Source organism: Pseudomonas sp. H1_D05 (genome assembly GCF_054682705.1).
In genome coordinates this window covers 1517350-1531024 of the sequence record NZ_CP162825.1, presented here as the reverse complement: position 1 = coordinate 1531024, position 13675 = coordinate 1517350, and the positions used below count along the sequence as shown (strand labels likewise).

The window sequence follows — 13675 nt, the reverse complement described above, 5'->3', positions numbered from 1 at the left end:
AATACGCTGCGGTGTTTTGGCATTTTTGTCCCTCGACAATCTGCAGGGTTCAGGAATCGGTGTTGAAGCCGATACCTCCAGTCTGCGCTGCCTATATATATGCCTCGACGCTCTGAAAAAGAGTGAAACAATTCTTTTAAGGACTATGCCGGGGTATCCTTTCGCGGCTTTGACCGGGGGTAGATGGTCCGTCGCGATCAAGCGTTGAGGATTTCGGGCAATAGATCCGGAACCGACAGTAAAAAAAGCAAAAAAATTAGAAACGAGAGGAGCGATACATGAACAAGTCCACCTTGGCCCTGGCTGTGGCCGTAGGGGTTATGGCGCAGCAGGCAGGCGCCGCCGGTTTCATCGAAGACAGCAAAGCTACTTTGGGGCTGCGTAACTTCTACATCAACAACGATAACCGTGACTCCGGCACAAAAGCGGCTGGCGCTCAGAAGAAGAACGAAGAATGGGGCCAAGGCTTCGATCTGCGCTTCATCTCTGGTTACACCCAAGGCACTGTAGGTTTCGGTATCGACGCCATTGGTCTGCTGGGTGTGCGTCTCGATTCGGGTGGTGGCACCAACGGTATCGGTAACTACGGCGGCACCGTTTTCCCAAGCGAACACAATGGTGACGCTGTCGACAGCTTCTCCAGTCTGGGTCTGACTGCCAAAGCCAAGATCTCTCAGACCGAACTGAAGTTGGGCACCCTGCAGCCGAAACTGCCAGTGATCGTGACCAACGACGGTCGTCTGTTGCCGCAAACGTGGCAGGGTGGACAGATTACCTCTGGCGAAATCAAGGATCTGACTCTGGTTGGCGGTCAGATCGAAGCCGTGAAGGGACGTAACTCCAGCAACAACGAAAACATGTCCATTGGTGGTGCAACCGCACGTATTACCAACAGCAACAAGTTCATCTACGGTGGTGGTGACTACAAAATCACCAAGGACCTGACTGCTCAGTACTACTACGGCAACCTAGAAGATTTCTACAAGCAGCACTTCCTTGGGCTTGTCCACAACTGGGCAATTGGCCCTGGCGTGTTGAAATCTGACTTCCGTTACTTCAACAGCTCGGATGATGGTGCTAACTCCAACACTCCGGCTTACTACAGCAATGGTAACTACACCGGTCAGACAAGCGGTAAAGGTAAGGTCGACAACAATCTGTACAGCGGCCTGTTCTTGTATACCGTTGCCGGTCACACCTTCGGTGGCGGCTATCAGGTTTCCAACGGTAGCAGCGACTTCCCTTGGCTGAACCAAGGTGACGGTTCGTCGAACTACACCATCACTGACATGCAAATCCAGAAGTTCGGCCGTGCCGGCGAGCGCACCTGGCAAGCACGCTACTCGTATGACTTCGCTAAAGTCGGCGTGCCGGGCTTGACTGCCGGTATGGTTTACCTGCGTGGCGACAACATCGACACTGTGGGTAAAAACGGCCTTGAAAACGGCAATGGCCGTTCCGAGTGGGAACGCGACCTGACCATCGGTTATGTCGTACCGGAAGGCCCGCTGAAAAACGTTGGCGTGATGTGGAAAAACGCCATGTGGCGCAACGACATCCCAGGTCAGCGTGACCAGGATGAAAACCGCCTGATCGTCAGCTACTCGATCCCGCTGCTGTAATAGCGCGCCTCGATTCGCTGATGTAAAAAAGCCCCGTCCGGCATTGCGCCGGACGGGGCTTTTGCGTTTTCGAGTCAGGCTCACCCCCGTAAGCCATCCCCGAAACTTCCCTCTTTAAAGCAACTCAAGGCCTTCTCGAACCTTGCGACCGATGGTCGTCGGGATGCCTGCCAGCGTCCAGTGAACAGATATTTAATATTCAATAATGATCTAGATATCTAGTTATTTATTCTTTTTAACGATGGCAAATCCCGGGCTACAGTTGAGGTCTCGAACAACTCATCAGGAGCAGCACCATGAGCCTCAGACTCGGCGACATCGCCCCCGATTTCGAACAGGATTCCAGCGCCGGCAAGATTCGTTTCCACGAATGGCTGGGCGATAGCTGGGGCGTGCTGTTCTCCCACCCGGCGGACTTCACTCCGGTGTGCACCACTGAGCTGGGCTTCACCGCCAAGCTCAAGGATGAGTTCAGCAAACGCGGCGTCAAAGCCATCGCGCTGTCGGTCGACCCGGTGGATTCGCACCACAAGTGGATCGAAGACATCAACGAAACCCAGAACACTGTCGTCAACTTTCCGATCCTGGCGGACGCCGATCGCAAGGTCTCGGATCTGTATGACCTGATCCACCCGAACGCCAACGACACGCTGACCGTGCGCTCGCTGTTCGTGATCGATCCGAACAAGAAGATTCGTTTGACCATCACCTACCCGGCGAGCACCGGGCGCAACTTCCACGAGATTCTTCGGGTGATCGATTCGCTGCAGCTCACCGACAACTACAAGGTGGCTACGCCGGCCAACTGGCAGGACGGTGAAGAGGTCGTGATCGTGCCGTCGCTCAAGGATGAGGACGAGATCAAGCAGCGCTTTCCGAAGGGCTATCGCGCGGTGAAGCCGTACCTGCGCCTGACGCCACAGCCGAATAAGTGATCTCACCGGGCAGATCGTTCCCACGTCGAGGCGTCGAACCGTCCGCGTGGGAATGCCGCCCGTGACGCTCCGCGTCACAGTGGACGCGGAGCGTCCATGGATTCATTCCCACGCAGAGCGTGGGAATGATCAGTGGTTGCTACTAAGCAGGGGATTTCAGGCCGTTTCGACGGCCTTTTTTTTCGCCCGAAACAAAGCGAATCGTATATCTCCAAAACGCATAACCAAATGAATAAATATGATTTATGGATATATGAATCAGCTGGTAAGGTCATTCCCATCGAAGCGAGATCGCAACCCGCGAATCGCCTGAAACGCTTAAGGAATTGTCTCGATGCTGGTCGTCTCACTCGGTGGCAGTCCCAGCCTGCGCTCCCGTTCCGGGGTGCTGCTGGAACGCTCGCAACGCTGGTTGCAGGCGCAAGGGGTGGAAGTGGTGAGTTATCAGGTGCGGGACTTCCCGGCCGAAGATTTGCTTCACGCCCGCTTCGACAGCCCGAAGGTGCTCGACCTGCTGCAACAGATCGAAAACGCCGACGGCCTGTTGATCGCCACGCCGGTGTACAAGGCTTCGTTTTCCGGCGCGTTGAAGACGTTGCTGGATCTGCTCCCGGAGCGCGCCCTGAACCACAAGATTGTTTTGCCAATGGCCACCGGCGGCAGCATCGCCCACATGCTGGTGGTCGATTACGCGCTCAAGCCTGTGTTGTCCGCGCTGAAAGCCCAGGAAATGCTCCAAGGGATTTTCGCCGAGGACAGCCAGATCGCTTACGGCGAAGGCAGTGCCGCAGCACAACTGGCACCGGCGCTGGAGCAGCGACTGCATGAAGCGCTGGATCAGTTTGTCGGCGCCATGGCCCGCCGGCCGAAACCGCTGGAACCGGGCCTGTTGAACGAACGTTTGTTGAGTGCTCGCTGGAGCATTTAAAAGCCACACCCGAATTTGCTCCACTCACCTTACTCAGCCGCTAACGGCCAAGCAGGTGCAGCCAAAACCCAACAGCAAAAAGGAGAGCGCTATGCGCACTGTATTTTTGCGTCGTGGTCTGGTCGCTCTGTTTGCTGCGGCTGTCACCTTCGGCGCCATCACTCAAGCTCAAGCCGAGACTCTTCGGATCGGTTATCAGAAGTACGGCACGCTGGTGCTGCTCAAGGCCAAGGGCACTCTGGAAAAACGTCTGGCCGCCCAAGGCGTCGACGTGCAATGGACTGAATTCCCCGGCGGCCCGCAACTGCTGGAAGGCCTGAACGTCGGCTCGATCGACTTCGGTGTCACCGGCGAAACCCCGCCCGTCTTTGCCCAGGCTGCCGGCGCCGATCTGCTTTACGTTGCCTACGAACCGCCAGCGCCGAACAGCGAAGCGATCCTTGTGCCGAAAGACTCGCCGATCAAATCGGTGGCCGATCTCAAGGGCAAGAAAGTCGCCCTGAACAAAGGCTCCAACGTCCACTACCTGCTGGTGCGCGCACTGGAAGACGCCGGCCTCAAATACTCCGACATTCAAACCGTCTTCCTGCCGCCCGCCGATGCCCGCGCTGCGTTCGAACGTGGCAGCGTCGACGCTTGGGTCATCTGGGATCCATACCAGGCTGCCGCCGAGAAACAACTGCAAGCGCACACCCTGCGCGACGGTAAAGGCATCGTCGACAACCACCAGTTTTACCTCGCGACCAAGCCTTACGCCGAGAAAAATCCTCAGGTGATCAAGACCCTCGTGGAAGAAGTGCGCGCAGTCGGCGAGTGGTCGAAAGCCAATCCTGAAGACGTGACCCAACAGGTTGCGCCACTGCTCGGTCTGCCGGCTGACATCACCCTGACCTCGGTGAAACGCCAGGGCTACGGCGCGCTGTTCCTGACCCCGGAAGTGGTCGCCGCGCAGCAAAAGATCGCCGACACGTTCTTCCAGCTCAAGCTGATTCCCAAGCCATTGAGCATCAAGGATGTGATCTGGACACCACCGGCCGCTGTGGCTAAAGCGCAGTAATTCGAATTCCTAAGGAGACCACTCCATGAGCCTCAATATCTTCTGGTTCCTGCCTACCCACGGCGACGGCCATTACCTTGGCACCGCCGAAGGCGCTCGCGCCGTCGACCACGGTTATCTGCAACAGGTCGCGCAAGCGGCGGATCGTCTGGGATTCGGCGGTGTGCTGATTCCTACCGGCCGTTCTTGCGAAGACTCATGGCTGGTGGCAGCGTCGCTGATCCCGGTGACCCAGCGCCTGAAATTCCTCGTGGCTCTGCGCCCCGGGATCATTTCCCCGACGGTGGCGGCGCGGCAGGCAGCCACGCTGGATCGCCTGTCCGGCGGCCGTGCGCTGTTCAATCTGGTCACCGGCGGTGACCCGGAAGAATTGGCCGGCGACGGTCTGTTCCTCAGCCACGAAGAACGCTATCAGGCTTCGGTGGAATTCACCCGCATCTGGCGTCGTGTGCTGGAAGGCGAAACCGTCGATTACGACGGTCAGCACATCAGCGTGAAAGGCGCGAAGTTGCTCTATCCGCCGATCCAGCAACCGCGTCCGCCGCTGTACTTCGGTGGTTCTTCGGAAGCGGCGCAGGATCTGGCTGCAGAACAAGTGGAAATGGTTTTGACCTGGGGCGAGCCGCCCGCAGCGGTTGCGGAGAAGATCGAACAGGTGCGCGCCAAAGCCGCCAAGCTCGGCCGCACCGTGCGCTTCGGCATTCGTCTGCATGTGATCGTCCGTGAAACCAACGCTGAAGCCTGGCAAGCGGCGGATCGGCTGATCTCGCACCTGGACGACGACACCATCGCTCGTGCTCAGGCTTCGCTGGCGCGGTTCGATTCGGTCGGCCAGCAACGCATGGCCGCCCTGCACGGCGGCAGTCGCGACAACCTCGAAGTCAGCCCTAACCTCTGGGCCGGCGTCGGTCTGGTGCGTGGTGGTGCCGGTACGGCGCTGGTCGGCGATGGCCCGACCGTGGCCGCGCGCGTGAAGGAATACGCCGATCTGGGCATCGACACCTTTATCTTCTCCGGTTATCCACACCTCGAAGAGTCGTACCGCGTCGCTGAACTGCTGTTCCCGCATCTCGACATCGAGCGCCCGGAACTGCCGAAAAGCGCCGGTTATGTCAGCCCGTTCGGCGAGATGGTCGCCAACGACATTCTTCCCAAAGCCGCGTCGCAGAGCTGAGGCGCGCCATGAAGAAAATCATCCACAGCCTCGCGCCCTGGGCGTTGCCGGTGTTGTTGCTAGCGGTGTGGCAGTTGTCGGTGTCGGCGGGTTGGTTGTCGACACGGATTCTGCCGGCACCGGTGGCGGTGATCGAGGCCGGCGTGAGCCTGGTGCGCAGCGGCGAGATCTGGACGCACCTGGCCATCAGTGGCTGGCGTGCAGCCCTCGGTTTCACCATCGGCGGCAGCATCGGTCTGGTCCTGGGCTTTATCACCGGTCTGTCGAAATGGGGCGAACGCCTGCTCGACAGTTCGGTGCAGATGATCCGCAACGTGCCGCACCTAGCACTGATTCCGCTGGTGATCCTGTGGTTCGGCATCGACGAGTCGGCGAAGATTTTTCTGGTGGCGCTGGGCACGCTGTTCCCGATTTACCTGAATACCTATCACGGCATCCGCAACGTCGATCCGGCGCTGGTGGAGATGGCGCGCAGTTATGGCCTGAGCGGTTTCAGCCTGTTCTGGCAGGTGATTCTGCCGGGTGCGCTGCCTTCGATTCTGGTCGGCGTGCGCTTCGCCCTGGGCTTTATGTGGCTGACGCTGATCGTCGCCGAAACCATTTCCGCCAGCTCGGGCATCGGCTATCTGGCGATGAATGCCCGCGAGTTCTTGCAGACCGACGTGGTGGTGCTGGCGATCCTGCTTTACGCAGTGCTCGGCAAACTCGCTGACCTCGCGGCACGTGGACTTGAACGTGTGTGGTTGCGTTGGCACCCGGCCTATCAGGTTGCCAAAGGAGGTGCGGCATGACTGCTCAACAACCTCCACGCCTGCTGCGCGGGATTCCGCTGGCAGTGCGCAACCTGCAGAAAACCTTCGGCGCGCGGCAGGTGTTACGTGACATCGATCTGCACATTCCGGCAGGGCAGTTTGTCGCCGTGGTCGGGCGTAGCGGCTGCGGCAAAAGTACCTTGCTGCGCTTGCTCGCCGGGCTCGATCAACCGACTGGCGGCGACTTGCTCGCCGGTTCTGCGCCGCTCAGCGATGCGCGGGAAGACACCCGATTGATGTTCCAGGAAGCACGTCTGCTGCCGTGGAAAAAGATCATCGACAACGTTGGCCTTGGGCTCAAGGGCAACTGGCGTCAGCAAGCACTGGATGCGCTGGAAGCAGTCGGTCTGGCGGATCGTGCCAATGAGTGGCCGGCGGCGTTATCTGGCGGACAGAAGCAGCGCGTTGCACTGGCGCGGGCGCTGATCCATCAACCGCGTCTGCTGCTGCTCGACGAACCGCTCGGCGCACTGGACGCACTGACCCGCATTGAAATGCAGCAACTGATCGAACGTCTCTGGCAACAACACGGCTTCACCGTGCTGCTGGTGACTCACGACGTCAGCGAAGCGGTGGCGATTGCCGACCGGGTGATTCTGATTGAGGACGGCGAAGTCGGTCTTGATCTGCATGTGGAACTGCCGCGACCGCGAGTGCGTGGTTCGCACCGACTGGCGGCGCTGGAAACCGAAGTGCTTAACCGTGTTCTCTCCCTGCCCGGCGAACCGCCGGCGCCGGAACCTGTTTCACCACTGCCTACGCAACTGCGTTGGGCTCAATAACTCAAGCAAACGACAGGAATCATTGCCATGACTATCAAAGCCATCAACGTCCGCAACCAGTTCAAAGGCTCGATCAAGGAAATCGTCCTCGGTGACGTGCTGTCGGAAATCGACGTGCAGACCGCTTCCGGCATTGTCACTTCGGTGATCACCACCCGCTCGGTCAAGGAGTTGGAACTGGTGGTCGGCAGCGAAGTGATCGCCTTTGTGAAATCCACCGAGGTGTCGATCGCCAAGCTGTAAGTCGGTGAGTAAAAAACAACCCCGGAGAGCGTGAGCCGTTCGGGGTTTTTTGTGCCTGATCTGAAAACTGCGGTGCGGCCTTCGCGAGCAAGCTCGTTCCCACAGGTTCGGTGTTGCCCACAGATGTTGTATTCACTACAAATCACTGTGGGAGCGAGCTTGCTCGCGAAAGGGCCAGTCAGAGCACTAGAGATCTTTTGGGTAGATACGGCGGTAGATACAGGCCGATATAAGCATCAAACACCCGCATCCCTTCCTCGGCCATGCGCGGCGTGATCTGCCCATGCTGCTGCACCGAACGCGCATATACCCGATCACCCAACTCCATCGCCAGGGCGAACACATCGACATCCTTCGGCAGCCTCGGCAGCTCGAAGTGATGATCGAACAGCTTGTGCATCAGATCGCCCAGTTCGATGTCGTGCTGACGGTCAGCCTGGGTCACTTCGGTCAAACCGTGTTGCGCGAGGATCAACTGCCGCGCCGCCGCGTCTTCATCGTAGATCTCCAGCATCCGTTGCTCAACCAACCGCGACAGATCGCGCCAGTCGCGCAAGGCGTCATGATCAATCGGCGCTTGCAGGCAGGCGCGAAACGCGGCGTGCACATCCGCCGTCAGTGCCTCAAGCAACGCCGGGACGCTGGCGAAGAAGTGGTACACGGAGGAGGGCGGAATCTGCGCGCGCTCGGCGACGCTGTAGATCGACAGACTCGCCACACCCTCGGCGGCCAGCAATGTACGCGCGGCGTCGAGTATCGAATCGATGCGCGCCTGACTGCGGGCACGGGGTTTGCGGACGGGGGCGGGTCGCGTCATGGGAGTCTCCTGCGGGGCAGCGGGCATTGTACGAGCCGGCTTGTGTGTTGTCTTGTCGGCCGCTTTCGTCGGAGCGCCGCCCGGAGCAAGCTCGCTCCCACAGGGGATCTCCTGTGTACACACAACCCATGTTCACTGAAGATCTCTGTGGGAGCGAGCTTGCTCGCGAACCGCCGCAGGCGGCCATTCACCCCCACCCTTGGGATCTGAGTCCGGACATAAAAAAACGCCGCCGGCTGCAAGAGCCGACGGCGTTCTGTTTGGCGCTACAACCGCTTACACGGTATGCAGATACCAGTTGTACTCAAGGTCGGAGATGGAGTGCTCGAACTCCTCCAGCTCGCTTTCCTTGCAGGCGACGAAAATATCGATGTATTTCGGATCGATGTACTTGGCCATCACCTCGCTATCGTCCAGCTCACGCAGGGCATCGCGCAAGTTGTTCGGCAGGCTTTGCTCGTTCTGCTCGTAGCTGTTGCCTTCGACTGGCGCGCCTGGCTCGATCTTGTTGGTCAGACCATGATGCACGCCGGCCAGTACCGAAGCCATCAACAGGTACGGGTTGGCGTCGGCACCGGCCACGCGGTGTTCGATACGCACGGCATCGGCAGAGCCGGTCGGTACGCGAATCGCCACGGTGCGGTTGTCCAGACCCCAGCACGGCGAGTTCGGCACGTAGAACTGTGCGCCGAAACGACGGTAGGAGTTGACGTTCGGGCAGAGGAACGCCATCTGCGCGGGCAGGGTCTCGAGCACACCGCCGATCGCGTGACGCAGCGCGGCGTTCTGCTCGGGATCCTCGCTGGCAAAAATGTTTTTGCCTTCTTTATCCAGAATCGAGATGTGTACGTGCAGGCCATTACCTGCCTGGCCCGGATACGGCTTGGCCATGAAGGTGGTGTCCATTTCATGGTCGTAGGCGATGTTTTTGATCAGACGCTTGAGCAGTACCGCGTAGTCGCACGCCTTGATCGGGTCGGCTACGTGGTGCAGGTTCACTTCGAACTGCGCCGGGGCACTTTCCTTGACGATGGCGTCGGCCGGAATGCCTTGCTCTTTGGCGCCTTCCAGAATGTCCTGGAGGCAGTCAACGTATTCGTCGAGGTCGTCGATCAGGTAGACCTGCGTCGAGTGCGGGCGTTTGCCGGAGATCGGCGAGCGTGGCGGCTGAGGACGGCCGTTCACGTTCTCCTGGTCGATCAGGTAGAACTCGAGTTCAAATGCGGCGCAAATGGTCAGGCCCAGTTCGTCAAACTTTGCAACAACTTGACGGAGCACTTCGCGCGGATCGGCGAAGAACGGGTCGCCTTCGAGTTCGTGCATGGTCATCAACAGTTGCGCAGTCGGGCGCTTCTGCCATGGCTCGTTGCACAGGGTATCGGGGATTGGATAGCAGATACGATCGGCGTCGCCGATGTCCAGGCCCAGGCCGGTGCTTTCCACCGTGGAACCGTTGATATCCAGAGCAAATAGAGAGGCCGGCAGGTTGATGCCTTTCTCGTAAACCTTGTGGAGGCTGGTGCGTTCAATGCGCTTGCCGCGCACCACACCATTCATATCCGCAATCAGAAGGTCAACGTACAGAACCTCAGGATGTTCCTTAAGGAACGCGTTCGCTTCGTTAAGCTGAACGGCACGCGGGGGTACCGACATGATGCAACACCTTTGTTGTTAAAAATATCAATCATTGATCTTTTCTGGTTTCAGTCAACCCGAACGGCCTGCCGAAGTCAAGCGAGGCCTTTTTTGCCCTAAAAAAGCGCTGTGAGGGCATTTATGGGGCATTTTTGGGCAGTTTTTTGTCATGAGGAAGCTTGCCACCCGCGGGCTTGAGCAGGCCGTGTTGTATTTTTTACGGGGGTGTTGTGTAAAAAAATGAACAAGGCTAAGCTCCGATCAAACCCATAACAGCAATAATACCGGGGTGCTTCATGTCTCGCCTGCCGTTAATCGGCATCACCGACTGCTCGCAACAGTCCGGTCTGCATGCTCATCACATCAGTGGCGAAAAATCCGTCCGTAGCGCAGCCAGCATGGCTGAATCGTTGCCGACGATGTTCCCGTCCATGGTCGCTCAAGCGCAAGCGTCCGATATTCTGGACGTACGGGACAGCATCCTGTTTATGGCGTCCCCTTCCAATATAGATCGCTTTCACTCCCAAAGCCTGTGTCGCGTGCCCAGCCGTGCTCATGATTCTGCACGCCTCGTCTGTGCACAGGAAATGCAACGCCAGCGTAAAGGGCAGGTAAGCTCCTCTTTCATTGTCTATGCGCGGTGCCAGGCGTAAGCCGGTACTGCGCGAGCAAGCCCCCTTTAACGCGACGCTCAAAGCGTCAAACTTTGCCTGACATCCTGTCAGGAGACTCAGCCCAGAGGCATTTATGAGTAACAACCTCGACCAGCTCACCGATTGGTTGAAAGACCACAAGATCACAGAAGTCGAATGCATGATCGCCGACTTGACCGGTATCACCCGGGGCAAGATCTCGCCGACCAACAAGTTCATCGCCGAAAAAGGCATGCGCCTGCCAGAAAGCGTGCTGTTGCAGACCGTGACCGGCGACTACGTCGAAGACGACATCTATTACGAACTGCTCGACCCGGCCGACATCGACATGATCTGCCGCCCCGACCAGAACGCCGTGTACCTGGTGCCGTGGGCCATCGAGCCAACTGCTCAAGTGATCCACGACACCTACGACAAGCAGGGCAACCCGATCGAGCTGTCGCCGCGCAACGTCCTCAAGAAAGTTCTCAAGCTCTATGCCGACAAGGGCTGGCAGCCGATCGTCGCGCCGGAAATGGAGTTCTACCTGACCAAGCGCAGCGACGACCCTGACTATCCGTTGCAGCCTCCGATTGGCCGCTCGGGCCGTCCGGAAATCGGTCGTCAGTCGTTCTCCATTGAAGCGGCGAACGAATTCGATCCGCTGTTCGAAGATGTCTACGACTGGTGCGAACTGCAGGAGCTGGACCTCGACACGCTGATCCACGAAGACGGCACGGCGCAGATGGAAATCAACTTCCGTCACGGTGACGCACTGTCGCTGGCCGACCAGATTCTGGTGTTCAAGCGCACCATGCGTGAAGCAGCACTCAAGCACGACGTGGCCGCGACTTTCATGGCCAAGCCAATGACCGGCGAGCCGGGCAGCGCGATGCATTTGCACCAAAGCATCATCGACATCGAAACCGGCAAAAACGTCTTCTCCAATGAAGACGGAACCATGAGCCAGTTGTTCCTGCACCACATCGGTGGCCTGCAGAAATTGATCCCGGAATTGCTGCCGCTGTTCGCACCCAACGTCAACTCGTTCCGCCGCTTCCTGCCGGATACCTCGGCACCGGTGAACGTGGAGTGGGGCGAAGAGAACCGCACCGTGGGCCTGCGCGTACCCGATGCCGGCCCGCAGAACCGCCGTGTGGAAAACCGCTTGCCGGGCGCCGACGCCAACCCGTACCTGGCGATTGCCGCGAGCCTGCTCTGCGGCTACATCGGCATGATCGAAGGCCTGAACCCGAGCGCGCCGGTGGTGGGCCGTGGTTATGAGCGCCGCAACCTGCGCCTGCCACTGACCATCGAAGACGCACTGGAACGTATGGAAAACAGCGCGACCATCGAGAAGTACCTGGGCAAAACCTTCATCACTGGCTACGTCGCGGTAAAACGGGCCGAGCATGAAAACTTCAAGCGCGTGATCAGTTCCTGGGAGCGTGAGTACCTGCTCTTCGCCGTCTGATACGCCGGGCGCGGCTGGCAGCAGCCGCGCCTTCACCGATAACAAGGAGAATTGGCATGACCAGCAACAACCCGCAAACCCGCGAGTGGCAAGCACTCAGCAATGATCACCACCTGGCCCCGTTCAGCGACTTCAAGCAACTGAAAGAGAAGGGCCCGCGGATCATTACCAACGCCAAGGGCGTTTACCTGTGGGACAGCGAAGGCAACAAGATTCTCGACGGCATGGCTGGTCTGTGGTGCGTGGCTATCGGTTATGGTCGTGATGAGCTGGCCGATGCGGCCGCCAAACAAATGCGCGAACTGCCGTACTACAACCTGTTCTTCCAGACCGCGCACCCGCCGGCACTGGAACTGGCCAAGGCGATTGCCGACGTGGCGCCGGAAGGCATGAACCACGTGTTCTTCACCGGCTCTGGCTCCGAAGGCAACGACACCATGCTGCGTATGGTTCGCCACTACTGGGCGATCAAAGGCCAGCCGAACAAGAAAGTCATCATCAGCCGCAAGAACGGTTATCACGGTTCGACCGTAGCCGGCGCGAGCCTCGGTGGCATGACGTATATGCACGAACAAGGCGACTTGCCGATCCCGGGCATCGTTCATATCGCGCAGCCGTACTGGTTCGCTGAGGGTGGCGACATGTCCCCGGAAGAGTTCGGTATCTGGGCGGCCAACCAGCTGGAAGAGAAGATTCTCGAAGTCGGCGTCGACAACGTCGGTGCCTTTATTGCCGAGCCGATCCAGGGCGCCGGCGGCGTGATCATTCCGCCAGACAGCTACTGGCCGCGCATCAAGGAAATCCTCGCCAAGTACGACATCCTCTTCGTCGCCGACGAAGTGATTTGTGGTTTCGGCCGTACCGGTGAGTGGTTCGGTAGCGATTTCTACGACCTTGCGCCCGACATGATGACCATCGCCAAAGGCCTGACTTCCGGCTACATCCCGATGGGTGGCCTGATCGTTCGCGACTCCGTTGTGGCGGTGCTCAACGAAGGCGGCGATTTCAACCACGGCTTTACTTACTCCGGTCACCCGGTGGCAGCAGCGGTGGGCCTGGAAAACATCCGCATTCTGCGCGACGAAAAAATTATCGAGAACGCCCGCAACGAAACGGCACCGTATTTGCAGAAACGTCTGCGGGAACTGAGCGATCACCCGTTGGTGGGTGAAGTTCGCGGGGTTGGTCTGTTGGGCGCGATCGAGCTGGTGCAGGACAAGGCCACGCGCAAGCGTTATGAAGGCAAGGGCGTCGGCATGATCTGCCGCCAGTTCTGCTTCGACAATGGCCTGATCATGCGTGCTGTGGGCGACACCATGATCATCGCGCCGCCGCTGGTGATCAGCAAAGCCGAGATCGATGAGCTGGTGACCAAGGCACGCAAGTGTCTGGACCTGACCCTCAGTGCGTTGCAAGGCTAAGTGCTAGGCTCTGAGCGGGGGAGCTGCGGCGCTCTCGCTCAAAGCTGTCAGAAAGGCCGGTCTTTTCTTGAAAGACCGCCTCGGATCTTGCCAGACTAACCGCGGTTCCAGTTGTCCGGGTTCGGCCGCTGAACAAAGTGGTT

At 58.9% G+C, this 13675-nt stretch carries 13 protein-coding genes; 11 read left to right on the top strand and 2 right to left on the bottom strand.

Annotated elements, in window-relative coordinates; genetic code table 11:
- The first annotated feature begins 278 nt into the window (after window positions 1–278).
- The 8 genes from AB4O11_RS07020 (at window position 279) to AB4O11_RS06985 (ending at window position 7553) form a co-directional block, all read left to right on the top strand.
- Window positions 279–1622 carry an OprD family porin gene (locus AB4O11_RS07020; protein ID WP_320336177.1) on the top strand — a complete coding sequence of 448 codons (1344 nt, stop codon included), beginning with the start codon at window positions 279–281 and terminating at the stop codon, window positions 1620–1622.
- A 296-nt stretch (window positions 1623–1918) separates the two neighbouring features.
- On the top strand, window positions 1919–2557 hold the full coding sequence (locus AB4O11_RS07015) for a peroxiredoxin (RefSeq protein ID WP_095125823.1): 639 nt from the start codon (window positions 1919–1921) through the stop codon (window positions 2555–2557).
- 334 nt (window positions 2558–2891) lie between these two features.
- On the top strand, window positions 2892–3485 hold the full coding sequence (gene ssuE / locus AB4O11_RS07010) for an NADPH-dependent FMN reductase (protein WP_007913832.1): 594 nt from the start codon (window positions 2892–2894) through the stop codon (window positions 3483–3485).
- 91 nt (window positions 3486–3576) lie between these two features.
- On the top strand, window positions 3577–4542 hold the full coding sequence (locus AB4O11_RS07005; protein ID WP_099757462.1) for a sulfonate ABC transporter substrate-binding protein: 966 nt from the start codon (window positions 3577–3579) through the stop codon (window positions 4540–4542).
- 25 nt (window positions 4543–4567) lie between these two features.
- Entirely contained in the window at window positions 4568–5716 is a 1149-nt protein-coding gene (gene ssuD / locus AB4O11_RS07000) for an FMNH2-dependent alkanesulfonate monooxygenase (RefSeq protein ID WP_007939251.1), read from the top strand.
- Window positions 5717–5724: 8 nt separating this feature from the next.
- Window positions 5725–6507, top strand: a complete 783-nt coding sequence (gene ssuC, locus AB4O11_RS06995) for an aliphatic sulfonate ABC transporter permease SsuC (protein WP_003229260.1) — start codon at window positions 5725–5727, stop codon at window positions 6505–6507.
- A complete protein-coding gene (ssuB, locus tag AB4O11_RS06990) occupies window positions 6504–7310 on the top strand; it encodes an aliphatic sulfonates ABC transporter ATP-binding protein (RefSeq protein WP_093429772.1) in 807 nt (268 codons plus the stop codon). Before ssuC ends, ssuB begins: the two co-directional genes overlap by 4 nt.
- 27 nt (window positions 7311–7337) lie before the next feature.
- Complete coding sequence (locus tag AB4O11_RS06985) at window positions 7338–7553, top strand: TOBE domain-containing protein (RefSeq protein WP_003229256.1); 216 nt, start codon at window positions 7338–7340, stop codon at window positions 7551–7553.
- A gap of 178 nt (window positions 7554–7731) precedes the next feature.
- Here the strand turns inward: AB4O11_RS06985 and AB4O11_RS06980 are convergent, their stop codons facing one another.
- Complete coding sequence (locus tag AB4O11_RS06980; protein WP_116254288.1) at window positions 7732–8370, bottom strand: TetR/AcrR family transcriptional regulator; 639 nt, start codon at window positions 8368–8370, stop codon at window positions 7732–7734.
- 276 nt (window positions 8371–8646) lie between these two features.
- Window positions 8647–10023 (bottom strand): glutamine synthetase family protein, encoded by a 1377-nt coding sequence (locus AB4O11_RS06975; RefSeq protein WP_038358985.1) that lies wholly within the window; start codon window positions 10021–10023, stop codon window positions 8647–8649.
- A gap of 278 nt (window positions 10024–10301) precedes the next feature.
- On the opposite strand from AB4O11_RS06975, the gene AB4O11_RS06970 reads away from it, so the two are divergent.
- The 3 genes from AB4O11_RS06970 to AB4O11_RS06960 all read left to right on the top strand — a co-directional run bounded on the left by AB4O11_RS06970 (window position 10302) and on the right by AB4O11_RS06960 (window position 13532).
- Complete coding sequence (locus AB4O11_RS06970; RefSeq protein WP_116254289.1) at window positions 10302–10658, top strand: gamma-glutamyl-gamma-aminobutyrate hydrolase family protein; 357 nt, start codon at window positions 10302–10304, stop codon at window positions 10656–10658.
- Between the two features lie 94 nt (window positions 10659–10752).
- Window positions 10753–12111, top strand: coding sequence for a glutamine synthetase family protein (locus AB4O11_RS06965; protein ID WP_099757459.1), 1359 nt, complete (start codon window positions 10753–10755; stop codon window positions 12109–12111).
- A 56-nt stretch (window positions 12112–12167) separates the two neighbouring features.
- The gene (locus AB4O11_RS06960) at window positions 12168–13532 is read left to right on the top strand and encodes an aspartate aminotransferase family protein (protein WP_093429776.1); all 1365 of its coding nucleotides are present in this window, start codon (window positions 12168–12170) and stop codon (window positions 13530–13532) included.
- Window positions 13533–13675 lie beyond the last annotated feature (143 nt).